A 19,142-nucleotide genomic window follows, 5' to 3' on the forward strand; every position below is an offset into this window, starting at 1 on the left:
GACGTAGACGGTGGGAGGGCGCATGACGAGCACCGATGGTCGGCAGAAGTGGCTGACCGTCGCCGACGAGCTGGCCGCGGCGTTGCGGGTCGACGCGGCGGAGCGCGACCGGCGGGGTGCGGAGCCCGTGGCCGAGGTCGAGGCGTTGCGGCGGTCCGGGCTGCTCACGATCGACGACTGGGCCACGCAGCAGGCCGTGACCAGGGTCGTCGGCGCGGCGGACGCCAACGTCGGCCACCTGCTCGGCTACCACTACCTCCAGGTGTGGCGCAGCGGCCTGTTCGACAACCCGAACCACCGGCCGAACGCCGATCTCTTCTGGGCGGGCGTGAGCAACCCGCTGGACGCGGCCCTGGAGCTGCGCCCGGTCGACGGCGGGTTCGAGGTCACCGGCCGCAAGACGTTCGCCACCGGCGCGTCGGTGGCCGACCGGCTCGTGGTCAGCGCCACCCACACCGAGACCGGCGACAAGATCACCTTCACGCTCGACGCGAAGGCCGACGGCATCACCTACGCCGGTGACTGGGACAACATCGGCCAGCGCCTCACCGCCAGCGGCGGCGTGGTGTTCGACCGCGTGCACGTGCCCGCCGACCAGGTCCTCGGCGCGCACGACGAGACCAGCCCCCGCCTCTCGCTGGCCGCCCTGGGCTTCCAGCTCGTGCTGGCCCAGCTGTACGTGGCGATGGCGGAGGGCGCGCTGGCCGAAGCCGCCCGCTACACCCGAACGACCACCCGGCCGTGGTTCCTCAGCGGCGTCGACAAGGCCACCGACGACCCGTACATCCTGGGCGCCTACGGCGAGCTGGTCGCCGACGCGCAGGCCGCGGGCCTCCTCGCCGACCACGCCTCGGACCGGCTGGACCAAGCCTCCCGCCGCGGCGCGGACCTGACCGGCGACGAGCGCGCCGAGACCGCCGCCGCCATCTCGTCGGCCAAGGTCGTCGCCACCAGGGTCGCCAACCAGACCACCAGCCGGGTGTTCGAGCTGTGCGGCGCGCGGGCCACCGCCGCCGGCTACGCGTTCGACCGGTTCTGGCGCAACGCCCGCACGCTCACCCTGCACGACCCCGTGTCGTACAAGGCGCGCGAGGTCGGCGCGTACTACCTGACCGGCGAGCACGCCCCGTTCACCGGGTACAGCTGATGGAGCCGCTGCTCGCGCGCAGCGTGCGCCTGGAAGACGACGGCGTGCACATCCTGGACCGGCGCGACTTCCCGTTCGAGAAGACGTGGGTGCGCTGCGGCACGGTCGCCGAGGTCGCCAAGGCCATCGAGGACATGGTCACGCAGTCCTCCGGCCCGTACTTCGCCGCGCTGTGGGGCATGGTGCTGGCCGCCCGCGAGGCCCGCGGACTGCCGCGCGACGAGGCCCGCGCCGCCCTCGACCGGGCCGGGCGGCTGCTCGTCGCGACCCGCCCGACCAACAACCACCTGCGCAAAGCCGTAGCCGCGGTGCTGGCCGGCGTCGACGCCTCGGACGACCTCGAAGCGGGCGCGCTCGCCGGCGCGCGGGCGGGGGACGAGCGCTACCGCGGTCGCAGCCGCAGCCTCGGCGCGCACACCGCCGAGCTGCTGCCGGACGAGGGCGCGGTGCTCACGCACTGCTGGGCCGACCTCTACCTGACCGAGACCGTCGCCGCTGCTCAAGCCATGGGCAAGCGTTTGCGGTTCGTGTGTACGGAGACCCGCCCGTACCTCCAGGGCGCCCGCCTGACCGCGGAGACGCTGGGGGAGATGGGCGTGGACACGACCCTGATCACCGACGGCATGGGCGCGGCCGTGATGTCGACCGGCGACGTGGACGTGCTGCTCACCGCCGCCGACCGCGTCACGATGGACGGGCACGTGGTCAACAAGGTCGGCACGCTCGGCCTCGCGGTCGCCGCGCACGCGTTCGACGTGCCGTTCCTGGCCATGGTGCAGGCGCCGGACCGCCTCGCCCCGACCGCCGCCGACGTGCCGATCGAGCACCGGCCCGGCGACGAGGTGCTGCACACGCTGGGCCGTCGCACGGCCACCGACCGGGCGCGGGGCCTGTACCCGGCGTTCGACGTGACCCCGCCGCGGTTCGTGACGTCGGTGGTGACCGACCGCGGTGCGTACGCTCCGGACGGGTTGGCCGATTACTACGTTGGGGACGTTCATGACTGAATGGGTCGTGCTGGACATCGAAGGCACGCTCAGCGCCACCGACCAGGTCCTGGTCACGCTGTACGACTACGCCCGGCCGCGGCTGGGGCCGTGGATCGACGAGCACGCCGACGACCCGGCCGTGGCCGAGGCCGTGGCGCAGATCCGCGAGCTGTCCGGTGTGGACGGTGGCACGGACGAGCTGGTGCGCGTGCTGCACGGGTGGATGGACGCCGACCGGAAGGTCACGCCGCTCAAGACGTTGCAGGGCTTGATCTGGCAGCGCGGCTACGCGCAGGGCGACCTGGTGGCCGAGTTCTTCCCGGACGTCGTGCCGGCGTTGCGCGAGTGGCACGCCGGGGGCACCAGGCTGGCCGTGTTCTCCTCCGGTTCGGTCGCCGGTCAGGTGGCGTTCTTCAAGCACACCACCGACGGCGACCTCACGTCGTTGTTCGAGCACCACTTCGACACCGTGAACGCGGGCCCGAAGCGCGAGGCCGCGTCCTACCTGAAGATCGCCTCCGTGCTGGGCTCCGACGACATCACGTTCTACTCCGACGTCCCCGCCGAGCTGCACGCCGCCGCCGAGGCCGGCTGGCAGACCGTCGGCGTGGCGCGTCCGGGCGAGCCGTACGGCGACGCGGACTTCAGCCCGCACAAGACGGTGCAGGCCCTGTGAGCAGCGGCACCGTGACACCGGGGGAGGCGCTGGCCGCCGAGTGCGCCCGGTACACCGCGATGGGCTGGATGCGCGGCACGTCCGGCAACCTGTCCGTGGTCGTGGACCGCGACCCGCTGCGGCTCGCGGTCACCGTCAGCGGCAAGGACAAGGGCGAGCTCACGCCCGACGACGTGGTGGTGGTCGACGCCGAGGGCCGCACGGACGACCCGGTGCGCGTGCCGTCGGCCGAAGCGGGCCTGCACGGGCGGATCGCGGCGGTGTCCGGCGCGGGCGCGGTGGTCCACGTGCACGCCCTCGCGCCCGTGGTCGCGGCCGAGCACTGGCCCGACGGCGTCGAGCTGAGCGACCTGGAGATGCTCAAGGGCTTCGGCCGGCAGGCGCACGAGACCGTCGTCATCCCGGTCGTGCCGAACAGCCAGGACATGCGGGTGCTCGGCGACGCGTTCGAGGCCGGCTTCCGCGAGGACGTGCCGGCCTTGATTGTCGCCCGGCACGGGGTGTACGTGTGGGGTGACGACCTCTACCAGGCGCGGCACCGGCTGGAGTGCTTGGAGTGGCTGTTGCGCTTCAAGACCGAGATCAGCCGGCACAGGGACGCGGCACGAACATGAGGGAGCAGGCGCGATGACGTTGCTGACCGTGTGGTCGGACACCGACCCGGAGAACGCCCTGGTGCGCACCGCCGACCCCGCCGAGATCGCGGTGGAGCTCAAGCAGCTCGGCGTCCGCTACGAGCAGTGGCCGGTCGTGCCGGGCGTGACCAGCGAGAACGCCTTGGAGGTCTACGCCGAGCAGGTCGCCCGCGTGACCGAGACCGAGGGCTACACCCTGGTCGACGCGATGGAGATGACGCCGTCGGACGACCCGGAGTGGCTGGCGTCTGCGGGGCAGGCGCGGCTGAAGTTCCTGGCCGAGCACACCCACGACGACGACGAGGACCGCTTCTTCGCCCGCGGTTCCGGCGTGTTCTACCTGCACGTGAACGAGCGCGTGTACGGGGTGCTGTGCGAAGCGGGCGACCTGCTGAGCGTGCCCGCGAACACCACGCACTGGTTCGACATGGGCACCCGGCCCGACTACGTGTCGATCCGGTTCTTCCACGACGACGACGGCTGGGTGGGCAACTTCACCGGCAGCGAGATCGCCAAGGCGTTCCCGACGTTCGACGCGATCACGGCGGGTCGCCGAGCGAGCTGAGCTCGGCGGCGAGGTTCGCCCGGGCGCGTTCCTCCCACCGCTCGCGCGCGTGCGGGGTGACGTAGAGCGGGTCCTTGCGGGCCAGCGAGCGCAGCACGCCGGCCCGCCCGACCCGCCACGCGTCGTCCGGCACGTGCGCGTACTCGGCGCGCACGGCCGCGCGGTAGCGCTCGTAGGCGGCCGGGTCGGAGCCGAGGACGGCCAGGTCGGCGTCCAGGAGCAGGCACGTGAGCGGGTCGTCCGAGGTGTGGTCGGCGGTGGCCAGCACGAGCCCGGCCACCGCGTCCGCCTCGGGCAGGCCGGCGAGCCGCGCCCGGGCCCACTCGGCGCTGCGGCGCTCGTCCTCACCGGGCTTGCCGTCGTAGATCACATCGTGCGTCAGGGCGGCGAGGGTCAGCACAGCGCGCTCGCGTGCCGTGCGACCGTCCGCCTCGGCGAGCACGTCGGCGTCACGGGCGACGGCGAGCACGTGGTCCGCGTTGTGGTAGCCGCGGTGCGGTTCGGCATACCGCTCCACGAGGTCACCGGGCTCGTTCGCGCCGCCCAGCACGCGGACCGCCTCGTGCCACCGGACCTCCAGCTCACGCATCGGGCAACCTCACCGTGAACGCCGCGCCGCCCTCCGGTGCGGGACCGGCTTCGATCGTGCCACCCAACCGGGTCACCAGGCCGTGCACCAGGGCGAGCCCGACGCCGGTTCCCACCGGTCGGGAGCGCTCGTACTTGGCGTGCAGCGCGCCCTTCCGGAACGCCACCCGGTAATCCTCCTCGGACAGGCCCGGACCGCCGTCACGCACCTGCACCACGTCGTGCAGCGCGAGCACCACCGGCCTGCCGGCGGGCGTCAGTCGCAGCGCGTTCTCCAGCAGCCCGTCCAACACCTGCCGCAGCCGCCGCGCGTCGGTGATCCGCACGACCGGCGCGGTCGGCGCCTCCAGCCGGAACTCCACGCCCTTGGCCGCGCACCGCGCCCGCCACACCTCGGCGGCGGCCGACACCACCTCCGCCAGGTCGACCGGGGCGAGGTCCACCCGGAAGTCGTCCGCGCCGAGCCGGGCCAGGTCCAGCAGGTCGGTCACCAGCCGGTCGAGCCGGTGCGCCTCCTCCGAGATCGTGCGCCCCACCGCGGGCACCTCGTCCCCGGACACCACCCCGTCGGCCAACGACTCGGCGAACCCGGTCACCGCGGTCAACGGCGTGCGCAGCTCGTGCGAGACCGACAGCAGGAACTCCCGCTGCCGGGCCTCGCTGCGCGCCAGCGCGTCGGCCAGCGCGTTCACCGCCCCGCCGACCTCGGCCACCTCCGCCGGCCCCCGCTCCGGGGCGCGCAGGTCGCGCCGACCGCCGCTCATGGTCCGCGCGACCGCCGCCGTCCGCCGCAACGGCCGCGCGACCAGCTTGCCGAGCAGCAACCCGGCCACCGCGGCCACCGCCAACCCGACCGCCAGCGCGAACGCGATGTTGCGCAGCAGCGCGCGCCCCGGCCCCTGCCCGATGCCGGTCTCCTGCACCAGCGCCACCCCGGGCCGCACCTCGACCAGCCGCGTCCCCGCGGTGCCCGACCTGACCCCCGCCTCGCGCACCGCCCGCACGGCCCGCGGCTCACCGGCCAACCCGCCGTCCGGCCCGATCAGCACCACGGCGATGCCCTGCCCGCGCAGCACCTCGACCACCCGCAGCCGCCCGGCCCGACCCACGTCGAGCTGCTCGGCCACCACGTCCGCCTGGTCGGCCAACGCCTCCCGGCTCACGTCCCGCGACGCGGTGAGCACCAGCCGCGCCGACACCAACCCGGCCACCACGACCGCCACCCCGGCCACCGCCAGGCACAGCGCCGTGATCCGGAACGCCAAGCTCGTCCGCCGCGTCACGACGCCTCGACCGAGTAGCCGACCCCGCGCACGGTCCTGATCGGACTGCGCTCACCGAGCTTCGCCCGCAACTGCGCCACGTGCACGTCCACCGTCCGCGTGCCCGCCGCCGCCGCGTAACCCCACACCGCGCTCAACAGCTGCTCCCGCGCGAACACCCGCCCGGGGTGTCGCATCAGGTGCGCCAGCAGGTCGAACTCGGTCGACGTCAACGCCACCTCGTCCGCTCCGGCCCACACCCGCCGCCGGTCGCCGTCCAGCTTCACGTCCCCGACCACGTGCACCGCGCTGACCTGCGGCGTCCCCCGGCGCAGCACCGTGCGCACCCGGGCCACCAGTTCCCGCGGGCTGAACGGCTTGGTCACGTAGTCGTCCGCGCCCAGCTCCAGCCCGAGCACCCGGTCCACCTCGTCGTCCCGCGCCGTCACGAACAGCACGGGCGTCCAGTCGCCCGCCGCCCGCAGCGCCCGGCACACCTCGACCCCGTCCATCCCGGGCAGGCCGACGTCCAGCAGCACGGCCACCGGCCGCAACCGCCGCACTGCGGCCAACGCCGCCCGCCCGTCCGCCTCCACGTGCACCCCGAACCCGTCCCGCCGCAGGTAGAGGCAGATCAGGTCGGCGATGGCCCGTTCGTCCTCCACGACCAGCACGAGTCCCGGCACGCCGCGCATCGTGGCACGCCCCCGGCCGCGATCAGGGGCAGGCCGTGTTCGGGTTCGGTAAACGTCCCCCCGCACAGGCCCCCGCCTCCCCGCCACGGGTGACTTCCGCCGATTCCGCACGACCTCGCATAACGCTTTGGTCTCGACCTGCATCATACGAACGGGTTAACGCGATAGAGCGACCACGGAGCAGCCCGTCCCGCCGAACGCCACATCGAGCCATGCGGAGACCCCCATGCGCACGACAAGCCGCACCCTGTTCGGAGCAGTGCCATTGCTGGCCGTGATCGCCGCCGGCGTCCTGACCACCGCCGCGTCCGCCCAGCCCGCCCAAGACCCGCCCCAGCCCGGCGACCCCCGCGCCACCGCCGTCAGCGGCAACCTCGACATCGGCCAACCCGGCGACGCCTGCGCCGAGGCGGGCCTGCCCGGCACCGAGGCCACCCTGGCGGACGGCTTCACCTCCGACGGCACCTATATCGACATCACCGCGCACCCGTCCGGCTCCTCGATCACCGGCGTCGTCGTCAAGGGCGGCAACTCCTACAACGTCTACCCGGCTCTCGGCGACCTGCCCTGGCTCGACCTGCACGCACCCCTGAACAACAGCGGCACCCCCGCCGCCATCAGCCACTGGTTCGTCTGCCTGACCCCCGTCACCACCACCACCACAACGTCCACCACCACCGACGCCACCACGACGACCACCACTGCCGACGCCACCACGACGACCACCACTGCCGCCACGACGACCACCACCACGCCGGACGTGACGACCACAACCACCGTCGTGCCCCCACCGCCGATCACCACCACAACGACCACGGCCCCCGCCCTGATCGTGGTCCAACCGACCACCACCACGACGAAACCCGCGGCCGTGGCGATCGTCCCCAGGGCGAAAGGCGACGACCTGGCGCACACGGGCTTCGACGGCTGGTGGCTGATCGTGGCCGGCCTGTCCCTGCTGGCCGCCGGCCTGGCGTTCCTCGCCTCCCCGAAGCTGCGCGGCCTCCTCCGCCGCTGATCGCCGGCCGGGGTTACCGATCGGCAACATCACCACCGCATAACGAATCGACGCCAACCCGCGTCATCCCAACGGGCTACCTCGATAGAGGGACGTCCGGTGTAGTTCGATCCCCCGGTCAGCCCTCGAACCCCGCGGAGCAGCACCATGCGCAACACCACCCGCCGCCTACTCGGAGCAGCCGCCCTGCTCGCCCTGAGCACCTCCGGCCTGCTGGGCGGCACCGCCTCGGCCTCGCCCGGCACGACCCCCGACGCGGGTGACGACCGCGCCACCGTGGCGGAGGGCAACATCGACATCGGCCAGCAGGGCAACGCCTGCGAGGTCGTCGGTCTGCCCGGCGAGGAGATGACCCTGCCGGCGAGCGCGTTCACCGTCAGCGGCGTCAACATCACCATCACCGCGAACCCGGAGGGCTACCTCCTCACCGGTGCCGTGGTGAAGGGCGGCAACGCCTACAACATCTACGACGCCGACAACTTCGAAGCCCTGCCCTGGACGAACCTGCACCCGCCGCTGAACAACAGCGGCAACCCGGCCGGCATCAGCCACTGGTTCGTCTGCGCCGAGAAGGACGCCTCGGTCACCACGACCCCGTCCACCCCGGCCTCCACCACCCCCTCCACCACGGTGACCACGACCGAGGCCACCACCCCGACGACGACGACCACCACCACGTCGGTCGCCGTCACCCCCACCAGCACCTCGGCCCCGGCCGCGGTGGTGGGTGCCGACGACAGTGATTTGGCCAACACCGGCTTCAGCGGTGGCTGGATGCTCCTCGTGGGCCTCGCCCTGGTCGCCGCCGGCGCCGCGTTCGTCGCCTCGCCCAAGCTGCGCACCCTCCTGCGTCGCTGACCCCGCGCGCCCGCTCCACCCCGTTCGACCCGCTCCACGCGATCTACCTCGAACAACGCCGACGCGACCTCGCCGGGCCGACCGCCCCGCGAGGTCGCGTCGGCCGTTCACGTCCTCATCACCGGCGATCACGCTCCTCGATCGCGGGGCACCGGGACCTGAACGACCGACTTCCCGGCGGCCGAGCCCACGACGCCGGAAGCGGCGTGATCCGGCACAGCCCAGCCGCACCTCCCGGAACAGCGCCGTCTACGATCCGATGAGCCGGCGGCGCCACCCACCGGCAATGCCAGAACCAGACAGTGCAGGAGGCACCGTGACGGCCGTAGCCCCGCAGCCGATCGCAACGCGGCCCTTCGGGACTCGCGAGGCGGTCAAGGGTTCGTTCCTGCTGCGGATGTTCCGCACCACGGACCACAAGCAGATCGGGATCATGTACCTGGTCACCTCGTTCGCCTTCTTCATGGTGGGCGGCGCGATGGCCATGTTGATGCGGACCGAGCTGGCCCGACCGGGTATGCAGTTCCTGTCGCAGGAGCAGTTCAACCAGCTGTTCACCATGCACGGCACGGTGATGCTGCTGCTCTACGCGACGCCCATCGTGTTCGGCTTCGCCAACTTCATCCTTCCGCTGCAGATCGGTTCGCCGGACGTGGCGTTCCCGCGGCTGAACGCCTTCTCGTACTGGCTGTACCTGTTCGGCGGCCTGATCGTGATGGCGGGCTTCCTCACCCCGGGCGGCGCGGCCGACTTCGGCTGGTTCGCCTACACCCCGCTGTCCAACGCCATCCACTCGCCCGGCGTCGGCGCCGACCTGTGGATCTCCGGCCTGGTCGTCGGTGGTCTCGGCACCATCCTCGGCGCGGTCAACATGATCACCACCGTGGTCTGCCTGCGGGCGCCCGGCATGACCATGTTCCGCATGCCGATCTTCACCTGGAACATCCTGGTGACCTCGGTGCTGGTGCTGCTGGCGTTCCCGATCCTGACCGCCGCGCTGCTGGGCCTGCTGGCCGACCGCCACCTGGGCGCGCACGTGTTCGACCCCGCCAACGGCGGCGTGATCCTGTGGCAGCACCTGTTCTGGTTCTTCGGTCACCCCGAGGTCTACATCGTCGCGCTGCCGTTCTTCGGCATCGTGTCGGAGATCTTCCCGGTGTTCAGCCGCAAGCCGATCTTCGGCTACAACGGCCTGGTCTACGCGACGCTGGGCATCGCGGCGCTGTCCGTGGCGGTGTGGGCGCACCACATGTACGCCACCGGCGCGGTGCTGCTGCCGTTCTTCGCGTTCATGACGTTCCTGATCGCCGTGCCGACCGGCATCAAGTTCTTCAACTGGATCGGCACGATGTGGAAGGGGCAGCTGACGTTCGAGACCCCGATGCTGTTCAGCATCGGCTTCATCGTCACGTTCCTCTTCGGCGGTCTGTCCGGCATCCTGCTGGCCGCGCCGGCGATCGACTTCCACGTGTCGGACACCTACTTCGTCGTCGCGCACTTCCACTACGTGCTGTACGGCACGATCGTGTTCGCCACCTTCGCGGGCATCTACTTCTGGTTCCCGAAGATCACCGGCCGGATGATGGACGAGCCGCTGGGCAAGCTCCACTTCTGGACCACGTTCCTCGGCTTCCACGCCACGTTCCTGGTGCAGCACTGGCTGGGCAACGAGGGCATGCCGCGCCGGTACGCGGACTACCTGCCCAGCGACGGCTTCACCACGCTGAACACGATCTCCACGATCGGCGCGTACATCCTGGGCGCGTCCACGCTGCCGTTCATCTGGAACGTGTTCAAGAGCTACCGCTACGGCGAGACCGTGAAGGTCGACGACCCGTGGGGCTTCGGCAACTCGCTGGAGTGGGCGACCTCCTGCCCGCCGCCGCGGCACAACTTCACCGAGCTGCCGCGCATCCGCTCGGTGCGCCCGGCGTTCGAGCTGCACTACCCGCACATGATCGAGCGGCTGCACAGCGAGGCGCACGTGACGTTCACCGGCAAGGCGATCGCGCACGAGGACGCCAAGCCGGCGCCGTCCGAGGTGGCCGCCGCGGCTGTGCAATCGGGCACAGCGTCGGAGGACACCGAGAGCGACCACAAGTAACGCTTGTAACCTGAGCGCAGGTTCAACGGCGAGCCCCGACGACCGTTCCCGGTCGTCGGGGCTCGCCGCTGTCTGGCATAGGAGCCATCAGTGACCAAGCCCAGCGCCACGCCCGTCCTGATCACCGTCACCGGCCCGGACAAGCCGGGGGTGTCCTCCGTCCTCTTCGCGGTCCTGACCAGGCACGGGGTGGAGATCCTCGACGTCGAGCAGGTCGTGATCCGCGGCCGGCTGGTGCTCGGCGTGCTCGTCTCCGCCGACCGCGACCCGGAGGGGTTGCAGGAGGCCGTCGAGCAGGCCATGGCGACGGTGTCGATGCACGTCGAGGTGGAGATCGGCGCGGACTCCAAGCGGACCGCGCGGCTGGAGTCCAGCCACGTGCTCATCCTGCTCGGCCGCCCGGTGACGGCCCGCTCGTTCACCGAGGTGGCGCGGCGGCTGGCGTCGCTGGGCGCGAACATCGACGCGATCCGCGGTGTCGCCGACTACCCCGTCACGGGCCTTGAGCTGCGGGTTTCCGTGGCGGCGGACACGCCGGAGAGCGACGCGCAGCTGCGGTCGGCGCTGGCCGAGGTGGCGGTGCGCGGCGGGCTCGACATCGCGGTGGAACGCGCGGGGCTGACCCGGCGGGCCAAGCGGCTGGTCGTGTTCGACGTCGACTCCACGCTCATCCAGGGCGAGGTGATCGAGATGCTGGCCGCCCACGTCGGGGTGGAGCCGCAGGTCAAGGAGATCACCGACGCGGCGATGCGCGGCGAGCTGGACTTCACCGAGTCGCTGCGGCGGCGGGTGGCGCTGCTGGAGGGCCTGGACGAGTCCGTGCTGGACGAGGTGGCCGGGTCGTTGGAGCTGACGCCGGGCGCGCGCACGACGGTGCGGACGCTCAAGCGGCTCGGGTTCCGCTGCGGCGTGGTCTCCGGCGGGTTCACCCGGGTCATCCAGCGGCTGGTGGACGAGCTGGGCCTGGACTTCTGCGCGGCCAACGAGCTGGAGATCGTGGACGGCAAGCTGACCGGCCGGGTCGTCGGCGAGGTGGTGGACCGGGCGGGCAAGGCGGTGGCACTGCGGCGGTTCGCGGACGAGCAGGGCATCACCCTCGCGCAGACGGTGGCCGTGGGTGACGGCGCGAACGACATCGACATGCTCGGCGCGGCCGGGCTGGGCATCGCGTTCAACGCCAAGCCCGCGTTGCGGGAGGTGGCGGACACGGCGCTGTCGCACCCGTTCCTGGACGCGGTGCTGTTCGTGCTCGGCGTGACGCGCGCGGAGGTGGAGGCCGCGGACGCGGCGGACGGTCTGGAGCTGCACCGGCTGTGAACCCGATCCTGCGGATGCTGGTGGACCGGCACTACGCGACCGACGAGGAGGACCCGGCGTCGGTGCGGGCGATGCCGGTGGTGCTGCGGATCGAGCGGTCCGCGCCGCCGTCGAGGACCGACGTGCTGGAGGCCGCCGCGGCGGCGGCCATCGCGGTGTGCCTGGACGACCGCGCGCTGCCGGGCGGCGAGTGGCACGACGAGCTGGTGGCGTGGGTGCGCGGGCGCATCCGGAAGGTGACGCGGCGGGCACGCGGCGCGCACTGGGAGGCCGTGCAGGCGTTGCCGGGCGTCACGATCACGGTCGGCAGCGCGTCGGCGCGGGCGTTCGTGCCGGGGCGCGTGGTGGACCTGCCCAAGGAGCTGAGCCGGTTGCAGATCTCGGGCAGCGAGCTGCCGCCCGACGAGCCCGGCCCGGTCCCTCCCGGCGCGCCGGAGCTGTGGCTGAACCCGCGGGTCGAGATGACCGCGGGCAAGGCCGCGGCCCAGGTGGGGCACGCGTCGATGCTGCTCGCGCCGCACCTGTCCGACGCCGAGCTGAAGGAGTGGGCGGCGCTGGACTACCGGTGCGCCGTGCGGACCCCGTCCCCGGCTGACTGGGACGCCCTGGTGGCCCGACCGGACGTGGTGCTGGTGCGGGACGCCGGGTACACCGAGGTCGCGCCCGGAACGGCCACGGTGGCCGTGAACCGACGTTTCGAATGACCGTTTTGCGGTAACCATCCCCGGCGTGGGCCTGTTGGACGTGCTCGACGCCAAGCTCGGAGACGGGCTGGAGAGTCTGCTGTGCGCGCACCACGCGAGACGGTTGCGCAAACTGGGTTGGGGTTCGGCGTTCGCCGGTGAGGACGGCTGGTGGACGCCGCGCCGGCCGGTGCGCGACGGCAACCGGGTCGAGGTGCTGGTGGACGGGCACGAGGTGCTGCCCGCCATCGCCGAGGCGATCTCGTCGGCGCGCAAGTCCGTGCACCTGGCGGGGTGGTGCGCCAGCCCGGACTTCCGGCTGACCCGCGAGCCGGGTTCACCGACGTTGCGGGAACTGCTGGCGTCGGCCGCGTCCAGGGTGCCGGTGCGGGTGCTGCTGTGGGCCGGGCCGCCGGTGCCGATGTTCGAGCCGACGCGCAAGCGGGTGCTGGCGAGCAAGCGCGAGTTCACCCGGGACAGCGCGGTGCGGTGCGAGATCGACGCGCGCGAGCGGACGATGCACTGCCACCACGAGAAGATCGTCGTGGTGGACGACGAGGTGGCGTTCGTGGGCGGCATGGACCTGACCGCCGTGGAGGGCGACCGCCACGACACCGCCGAGCACCCGCCGCGCGAGCCGCTGGGCTGGCACGACATCGGCACGCGGCTGCGCGGCCCGATCGTCGCCGACGTGGCCGAGCACTTCCGCAGCCGCTGGCAGGAGATCGCCGGCGAGGAGCTGCCGGAGGTGTCGACGCCCGCTCCCGCCGGTTCGTCCTCGGCGCAGCTCGTGCGGACGATCCCCGAGCGCACCTACGACTTCTGCCCGCGCGGCGAGTTCAGCCTGCTCGACTCCTACCTGCGCGCCCTGCGCTCGGCGCAGCGGCTGGTCTACGTCGAGAACCAGTTCCTGTGGTCGCCGGAAGTGACCGAGATCCTGCTCGACAAGCTCCGCGAGCCACCGCACCCGGACTTCCGGGTCGTGCTGGTCCTCCCGCGCAAGCCGAGCAACGGCGCGGACACCACCCGCGGCCAGCTGGGTCGGCTGCTGGACGCCGACGACGGCAACCACCGCCTGGTGGCGGCCACCCTGTCCTCGCACGACGGCGTGACGTCGTCGTCGGTCTACGTGCACGCCAAGCTGGCCGTCGTGGACGACCGGTGGCTGAGCATCGGCTCGGCCAACCTGAACGAGCACTCGCTGTTCAACGACACCGAGGTCAACGTCGTCACCGACGACCCGGACGTGGCCCGCGACACCCGCCTGCGCCTGTGGTCGGAACACCTGCAACGCCCGGTCTCCACCATCACCGGCCCCGCCCACGAGGTCGTGGACACCCTCTGGCGCCCCACCCTGACCTCCCCGGGCAAGCACCGCCTGACCGCACTCCCGGGCGTCTCCCGCCGCGCCGGCCGCCTCCAAGGCCCCCTGCGCGGCCTCCTCGTCGACGGCTGACCCGCGAGTCCTACGCTCAGCACGCGCGTGTCCTACCTCCACGTCGCGTGAGTCCTACGTTCAGAACGCGCGTGTCCTACGTCCAGAACACGAGAGTCCTACGTTCAGAACACGCGAATTCAACGCTCAGAACACGCGACCTGCGAAAACGCCGTCAGTTGTTGGCCGCGTCGAGCCGCTTGAGCGCCGCCCGCACGACCTCCGGGTCGTACGTCGTCCAGAACGGAGGCAGCGAGGCACGCAGGAACCCGCCGTAACGGGCCGTCGCCAAGCGCGGGTCGAGGATCGCCACCACGCCCTTGTCGTTCATCGAACGCAGCAGCCGCCCCGCGCCCTGGGCCAGCAGCAGAGCCGCGTGCGTCGCCGCCACGGTGAGGAACCCGTTGCCCCCGCGCGACTCCACGGCCTTCTGCCGCGCCGACGCCAGCGGGTCGTCCGGCCGCGGGAACGGGATGCGGTCCATCACCACCAACGACAGCGACGGCCCCGGCACGTCCACGCCCTGCCACAGCGACAAGGTGCCGAACAGGCACGTCTGAACGTCCTCGGCGAACCGCTTCACCAACTGCCCCGTGGCGTCGTCACCCTGGCACAGCACGGGGTAGTCCACCTTGCCCCGCAACGCCTCTGCCGCCGCCTTCGCCGCGCGCATCGACGAGAACAACCCCAGCGTGCGCCCACCCGCCGCGTTGACCAGACCCTCGATCTCGTCCACGTAGGACGGTGGCAGCCCGTCGCGCCCCGGCGGCGGCAGGTGCCGCGCCACGTACAGGATGCCGCTGCTGCCGTGCTCGAACGGCGACCCGACGTCCAGCCCGGTCCACCGCGGCCCGCTCACGTCCGACGGCGGCTCCTTGTCCGTCGCCGTCCCCTCGACCTTGCGCGCCCCGGACGCCGCCGGCAGCCCCCACTGCCGCGCCAACGTGTCGAACGTCCCGCCCAACGTCAACGTCGCCGACGTCAGGATCGTGGTCCGCTTCCCGAACAGCCGCTCCCGCAGCAGCCCACCGACACCCAGCGGCGCGACCCGCAACGACGCCGGCTTGTTCCGGTCCGCGAAGTCACCCGACACCCAGACCACGTCGTGGTCCTCGTCGAAAGCTCCCAAGATCCGCGCCGCGCAGTCGTGCACGTCGTCCAGCAGCGACAGCGCCAACTTCCGTGACGTCGCCCCGTCGACGTCCTCCTTGCGCTCCGGCCCCAACGACGTGATGCACGCGTGCGCCGCGTCCTTCGTCGCCCGCAGCGCACCCGCCAATGCCTGCGGCAGGCTGTCGAGCCGACCCGGCGGCAGCTCCTCCAGGATCATCGCCAGGCCGTCGCTCGCCTCGGCCATCCGGTCGGCCACGCCCTGGTCGATGAGCCGCCCGCAGCGCCGCGCGGCCGTGGCGACCAGCGATGCGCTCAGCTCCTCCGTCGCCACCGACGTGACGCGGTCGACCAGGTCGTGCGCCTCGTCGATCACGACGACGTCGTGGTCGGGCAGGACCTGGTAGCCCTCCAGCGCGTCCACGGCGAGCATCGCGTGGTTGGTGACCACGACGTCCGCCCGGCCCGCTTCGGCGCGCGCCTTCTCGGCGAAGCAGTCGACGCCGATCGGGCACTTGTTCACGCCCAGGCACTCGCGCGCGGTCACGGAGACCTGCCGCCACGCCTGGTCGGTGACGCCGGGGACGAGTTCGTCGCGGTCGCCGGTCTCGGTGTCGGACGACCACTCGTGCAGCCGCTTGACCTCGCGGCCCATCTTGGACACCGCGAACGGGTCGAACAGGCCCGCGTCCTCCGGCTCGTCCGGCGCGCCGGTGTGCAGGCGGTGCATGCACAGGTAGTTGCGCCGGCCCTTGAGGATGGCGAACCGCGGCTCGCGCCCCAGCTCCTTGCGCAACGCCTTGGCCAGGCGCGGCAGGTCGCGGTCGACGAGCTGGCGTTGCAGGGCGATCGTGGCGGTGGAGATGACGACCGTCGACTCCTCGGCGACGGCGTGCCGCAGCGACGGCACCAGGTAGGCCAGCGACTTGCCGGTGCCGGTGCCGGCCTGGACGGCCAGGTGCTCGCCGGTCCGGATCGCCCGTTCGACGGCCTCGGCCATGTCGAGCTGGCCCTGGCGTTCGGCTCCGCCCACCGCCTCCACGGCGACGGCGAGCAACGTCCTGGTGTCGGGGATCGCGGTGGTGGCGGGCACGGCGAAGACCGTACCCGCCCGGACCGTCACCCCGGGTCGGACACCCCAACGCTCCTGAGCGTTGAACTCGGGTGTTCCGAACGTAGGACTCTCGCGTCCCGAACGTAGGACTCGCGGGGTTACTTGCGGTTGAGCAGGGCCCAGGTGGCGGGCAGGAGGCCGGCGGCCAGGGCGATCTTCAGCGCGTCACCCAGCAGGAACGGGGTCACGCCGAGCTGCAACGCCTTGCCGAAGCCGACACCCGCCGCGGCCATCAGCCACGGCACGCCGCACGCGTAGATCGCCAGGTTGCCGACGACCATCGTGCCGGCGGTCCGCAACGGCGTCCGGTCGCCACCGCGGGCGGCCAGGTGCCCGACCAGCGCGCCGGCGAGCACGAAGCCGACCACGTAGCCGAGCGACGCGGGCGTGCCCGACGAACCGCCCTGGAACCACGGCACACCGGCCACGCCGGCGATCAGGTACAGCACCATCGACGCGCCGCCGCGCTGCCACCCGAGCGCCGCGCCCACCAGCAGGGCGGCGAACGTCTGGCCGGTGATCGGCACGGGGCTGCCCGGCACCGGCAACGCGACCTGGGCGGCCAGGCCGGTCAGCCCGGCGCCCGCGACGACCAGGGCGATGTCACGCGCGAGAGCGCCCGGGACCAGGTCGGCGAGCACCGCGCGACGGCCGGGAACGGCGAGGACGGACACTTGGGACCTCCCAGAGGATCGACTGCACGGGGAGGTTAACCGGCGATCACTGGTTCGGTCTTTGTCGAAGCTCTACAAAGTTGGCCATCTCACGCAGGACCGAGCCGGACGATCAGGGGCCGGGTCGGTCGGGAGGGTGGCTGGACCCGCGCGCCGTACGTGGCCCGTGAGCAGGGGCGGCGGCTGTTGTCGTCGCCGATCACCGCAGGCAGGCCGGCGGGATGACGGCCCGCGATCCGGCTGCCACACGTCCGGACCGCGGCCTAGTGGTCCAGCGCGACGTCGCCCCTGACCCGTTCGGTGTTCCGACGGGTCTTGGCCCATCCGTTGCGGCCGCGGGCCAGGCGGATCACGGCGCGCCACGACGTGATGTAGAACGTGTAGATGTAGATCGCATACACGAAGCCGTATGCGATCGCCCGGGGCGCGCCGATCGACGGTGCACACCGCATTTTGTACACCGGCCCCCACAGCACGAACGGCAGCAGGCCGAACATTCCGTATACAGCGAACAATATCCACGCGCCGTCGATGAACCACGTCCAGACCTCGCCCGGCGCGGTCACGGCGCGGTGTCCCAAGAGGAGCAGCGGGACGGGGTAGACGAGCGTGCCCAGCAACTGCATCCACGGCTGGGCCAGGTAGTACAGCATCTCCGCCGCGCCCAACGTGGAAAGGTGCGCCGACGCCCAGATCCGCCGCACGTACCGCAGGCACTGCATCGTCCCCTGCCCCCACCGGGTGCGCTGCGCCAGGAACCGCCGCAGGCTGTAGAGCCCCTCCTGCTCCACGTGCGTGTCCAAGCTGAACCCGGTCCGCCACCCCGCCGTCAGCAGGTGCACCCCGAGCTCGAAGTCCTCCAACAACGACCCCCGCCACGGCCGCCCGGCCGGCCCCGCGATCGAGTCCAGCGCCGACAACCGGGTGAACTGCCCGTTCCCGCCCAGGGAGATCGTCCCGGCCACACCGCGCGACAACTGGATCGCCGCGATCGCGGTCCGGAACTCCAGGTCCTGCATCCGCACCAGCAGGTGGCCCACGACCCCGCGCCACCGCGGCACGCCCCCCTGCCGCACGCCCGCGTTCACCATCCGCACGTCCACCTGCACCGCGCCGATCGCCGGGTCGCCGAACAGGTGCCGCGCCGCGCACACGTCCAGGCAGTTCCGCGCGGGCCGCCCGTCGGCGTCCACCACGACCACCACCGCCCGGTCGGCGTCCGCGTGCCGCCCCATCCACAGCTTCACCGTCCGGTACGCGTCGTTGAGCGCATCACCCTTCCCGGTCCGCGCGTGCGGCCGCCGCCGCTGCACCAAGTGGACGTTCCGATCGTCGCGGAACCCGCGCACCACCTCGGCCGTGCCGTCGTCGGAGTCGTCGTCGACCACCCACACGTGCGCGCCCGGGAACGCCTCCCGCAAGTACCGGACCGTCCCGCCGATGACGGCTTCCTCGTCCCGGCACGGGACCAGAAGGTGCCACTCGAAGTCGGTGGCCCGCCCGGCCGGCCGCGGCGCGTGCCGCAGGTAGGGCACGACGATCAGCAGCACGTAGGTCACGAACGCCACGCTCATCGTCAACGCCAGCGCCTGGGTGAACCCCAGCAGCACGTCGAAGTCCGATGACGCCTCCGCGGAGATGAGCACGTCGGTGCGCTTCACCGCCGCGTCGCCAACCACACGAACGCCACCAGCGCCGCCGCGCCGCCGAACACGCTCACCATCGAGCCGAGCAGCGTGTGACCCCAGTAGTAGCCGGTGTCCACGCCCAGCCACCGGACCAGACCGACCAGCGTCAGCACCCGCACCTGGTTGACCACGACCACCGCGCAGCCCGCCACCGCCAGCGCGACCAGCACCCGTCGGGTGATCCGGGGCCGCAACGCGATCATCACCGCGCCCACCGCGAGCAGCGGCACGACCAGGAACGCCGACGTGCACTCGGGCGTCATCCGCAGGCCGAGCGGGCTGTCGGAGCCGAGCCCGAAGTACACGGTCTGCCGGGCCGCGACGACCTCCACCCCGTCGGAGCTGAGCGCGTCGACCAGCACGCCGGACAGCAGGACCTCGCCCGTCCGGTAGGCGTGGTGCGCCACCACGAGGCCGACGGCCGCCGCCATCAGAGCGACGACGACCACCCGGTTGAGGCGTTCGGTGCGGAGCACGGCAAGCGCCACGAAGGAGTCCTTTCCATCGATCGGGGATCGCCCGAAAGGGCTGCTTGGTGGTCATCGGATCGGCGTAACGCGAACCGCACCCCCGGATCGAGTGAC

At 72.1% G+C, this 19,142-nt stretch carries 18 protein-coding genes; 11 read left to right on the forward strand and 7 right to left on the reverse strand.

The genetic code is table 11. The annotated features are described in order from the left end of the window. The first annotated feature begins 22 nt into the window (after nucleotides 1-22). Genes ACIQMJ_RS33355 through ACIQMJ_RS33375 form a run of 5 tightly spaced genes read left to right on the forward strand, consistent with a single transcriptional unit; the run spans nucleotide 23 to nucleotide 4,012 of the window. The gene (locus ACIQMJ_RS33355) at nucleotides 23-1,147 is read left to right on the forward strand and encodes an acyl-CoA dehydrogenase family protein (protein ID WP_499764968.1); all 1,125 of its coding nucleotides are present in this window, start codon (nucleotides 23-25) and stop codon (nucleotides 1,145-1,147) included. Continuing rightward, nucleotides 1,147-2,154 (forward strand): s-methyl-5-thioribose-1-phosphate isomerase, encoded by a 1,008-nt coding sequence (locus ACIQMJ_RS33360; RefSeq protein ID WP_499764969.1) that lies wholly within the window; start codon nucleotides 1,147-1,149, stop codon nucleotides 2,152-2,154. Before ACIQMJ_RS33355 ends, ACIQMJ_RS33360 begins: the two co-directional genes overlap by 1 nt. Beyond that, the gene (mtnC, locus tag ACIQMJ_RS33365) at nucleotides 2,147-2,812 is read left to right on the forward strand and encodes an acireductone synthase (protein WP_499764970.1); all 666 of its coding nucleotides are present in this window, start codon (nucleotides 2,147-2,149) and stop codon (nucleotides 2,810-2,812) included. Before ACIQMJ_RS33360 ends, mtnC begins: the two co-directional genes overlap by 8 nt. Continuing rightward, on the forward strand, nucleotides 2,809-3,426 hold the full coding sequence (mtnB, locus tag ACIQMJ_RS33370) for a methylthioribulose 1-phosphate dehydratase (RefSeq protein WP_499764971.1): 618 nt from the start codon (nucleotides 2,809-2,811) through the stop codon (nucleotides 3,424-3,426). The genes mtnC and mtnB overlap by 4 nt, the downstream gene beginning before the upstream one ends. Before the next feature lie 13 nt (nucleotides 3,427-3,439). Then, the gene (locus ACIQMJ_RS33375) at nucleotides 3,440-4,012 is read left to right on the forward strand and encodes a 1,2-dihydroxy-3-keto-5-methylthiopentene dioxygenase (protein WP_499764972.1); all 573 of its coding nucleotides are present in this window, start codon (nucleotides 3,440-3,442) and stop codon (nucleotides 4,010-4,012) included. Here the strand turns inward: ACIQMJ_RS33375 and ACIQMJ_RS33380 are convergent. The 3 genes from ACIQMJ_RS33380 to ACIQMJ_RS33390 are packed head-to-tail and all read right to left on the reverse strand — an operon-like array spanning nucleotide 3,987 to nucleotide 6,557. Further along, the gene (locus ACIQMJ_RS33380) at nucleotides 3,987-4,601 is read right to left on the reverse strand and encodes an HD domain-containing protein (protein ID WP_499764973.1); all 615 of its coding nucleotides are present in this window, start codon (nucleotides 4,599-4,601) and stop codon (nucleotides 3,987-3,989) included. The two genes, ACIQMJ_RS33375 and ACIQMJ_RS33380, sit on opposite strands and share 26 nt — an antisense overlap. Further along, nucleotides 4,594-5,883, reverse strand: a complete 1,290-nt coding sequence (locus ACIQMJ_RS33385; protein WP_499764974.1) for a HAMP domain-containing sensor histidine kinase — start codon at nucleotides 5,881-5,883, stop codon at nucleotides 4,594-4,596. The genes ACIQMJ_RS33380 and ACIQMJ_RS33385 overlap by 8 nt, the downstream gene beginning before the upstream one ends. Then, entirely contained in the window at nucleotides 5,880-6,557 is a 678-nt protein-coding gene (locus ACIQMJ_RS33390; RefSeq protein WP_499764975.1) for a response regulator, read from the reverse strand. The genes ACIQMJ_RS33385 and ACIQMJ_RS33390 overlap by 4 nt, the downstream gene beginning before the upstream one ends. A 226-nt stretch (nucleotides 6,558-6,783) precedes the next feature. On the opposite strand from ACIQMJ_RS33390, the gene ACIQMJ_RS33395 reads away from it, so the two are divergent. From ACIQMJ_RS33395 to ACIQMJ_RS33420, 6 genes are all read left to right on the forward strand, one after another. Then, nucleotides 6,784-7,575, forward strand: coding sequence for a hypothetical protein (locus ACIQMJ_RS33395; protein WP_499764976.1), 792 nt, complete (start codon nucleotides 6,784-6,786; stop codon nucleotides 7,573-7,575). A 147-nt stretch (nucleotides 7,576-7,722) separates the two neighbouring features. Beyond that, nucleotides 7,723-8,433, forward strand: a complete 711-nt coding sequence (locus tag ACIQMJ_RS33400) for a hypothetical protein (protein ID WP_499764977.1) — start codon at nucleotides 7,723-7,725, stop codon at nucleotides 8,431-8,433. Nucleotides 8,434-8,749: 316 nt separating this feature from the next. Further along, nucleotides 8,750-10,537 (forward strand): aa3-type cytochrome oxidase subunit I, encoded by a 1,788-nt coding sequence (gene ctaD / locus ACIQMJ_RS33405; protein ID WP_141978843.1) that lies wholly within the window; start codon nucleotides 8,750-8,752, stop codon nucleotides 10,535-10,537. 90 nt (nucleotides 10,538-10,627) lie between these two features. After that, a complete protein-coding gene (gene serB, locus ACIQMJ_RS33410; RefSeq protein ID WP_499764978.1) occupies nucleotides 10,628-11,854 on the forward strand; it encodes a phosphoserine phosphatase SerB in 1,227 nt (408 codons plus the stop codon). Nucleotides 11,855-11,868: 14 nt separating this feature from the next. Then, nucleotides 11,869-12,558 carry a peptidyl-tRNA hydrolase gene (locus ACIQMJ_RS33415; protein ID WP_499765018.1) on the forward strand — a complete coding sequence of 230 codons (690 nt, stop codon included), beginning with the start codon at nucleotides 11,869-11,871 and terminating at the stop codon, nucleotides 12,556-12,558. Between the two features lie 25 nt (nucleotides 12,559-12,583). Next, complete coding sequence (locus tag ACIQMJ_RS33420; protein WP_499764979.1) at nucleotides 12,584-13,993, forward strand: phospholipase D-like domain-containing protein; 1,410 nt, start codon at nucleotides 12,584-12,586, stop codon at nucleotides 13,991-13,993. A gap of 154 nt (nucleotides 13,994-14,147) precedes the next feature. Here ACIQMJ_RS33420 and ACIQMJ_RS33425 read toward each other — a convergent pair whose 3' ends face one another. The 4 genes from ACIQMJ_RS33425 to xrtP form a co-directional block, all read right to left on the reverse strand. Further along, nucleotides 14,148-16,175, reverse strand: coding sequence for an ATP-dependent DNA helicase (locus ACIQMJ_RS33425; RefSeq protein ID WP_499764980.1), 2,028 nt, complete (start codon nucleotides 16,173-16,175; stop codon nucleotides 14,148-14,150). A gap of 119 nt (nucleotides 16,176-16,294) precedes the next feature. Next, nucleotides 16,295-16,870 carry a biotin transporter BioY gene (locus ACIQMJ_RS33430; RefSeq protein ID WP_499764981.1) on the reverse strand — a complete coding sequence of 192 codons (576 nt, stop codon included), beginning with the start codon at nucleotides 16,868-16,870 and terminating at the stop codon, nucleotides 16,295-16,297. 263 nt (nucleotides 16,871-17,133) lie between these two features. After that, on the reverse strand, nucleotides 17,134-18,531 hold the full coding sequence (locus ACIQMJ_RS33435; RefSeq protein ID WP_499764982.1) for an XrtP-associated glycosyltransferase: 1,398 nt from the start codon (nucleotides 18,529-18,531) through the stop codon (nucleotides 17,134-17,136). Beyond that, nucleotides 18,528-19,046 (reverse strand): exosortase P, encoded by a 519-nt coding sequence (xrtP, locus tag ACIQMJ_RS33440; protein WP_499764983.1) that lies wholly within the window; start codon nucleotides 19,044-19,046, stop codon nucleotides 18,528-18,530. The genes ACIQMJ_RS33435 and xrtP overlap by 4 nt, the downstream gene beginning before the upstream one ends. Nucleotides 19,047-19,142 lie beyond the last annotated feature (96 nt).

The sequence above is a fragment of the Actinosynnema sp. NPDC091369 genome (genome assembly GCF_044757065.1).
Taxonomy (GTDB): Bacteria; Actinomycetota; Actinomycetes; order Mycobacteriales; family Pseudonocardiaceae; genus Actinosynnema.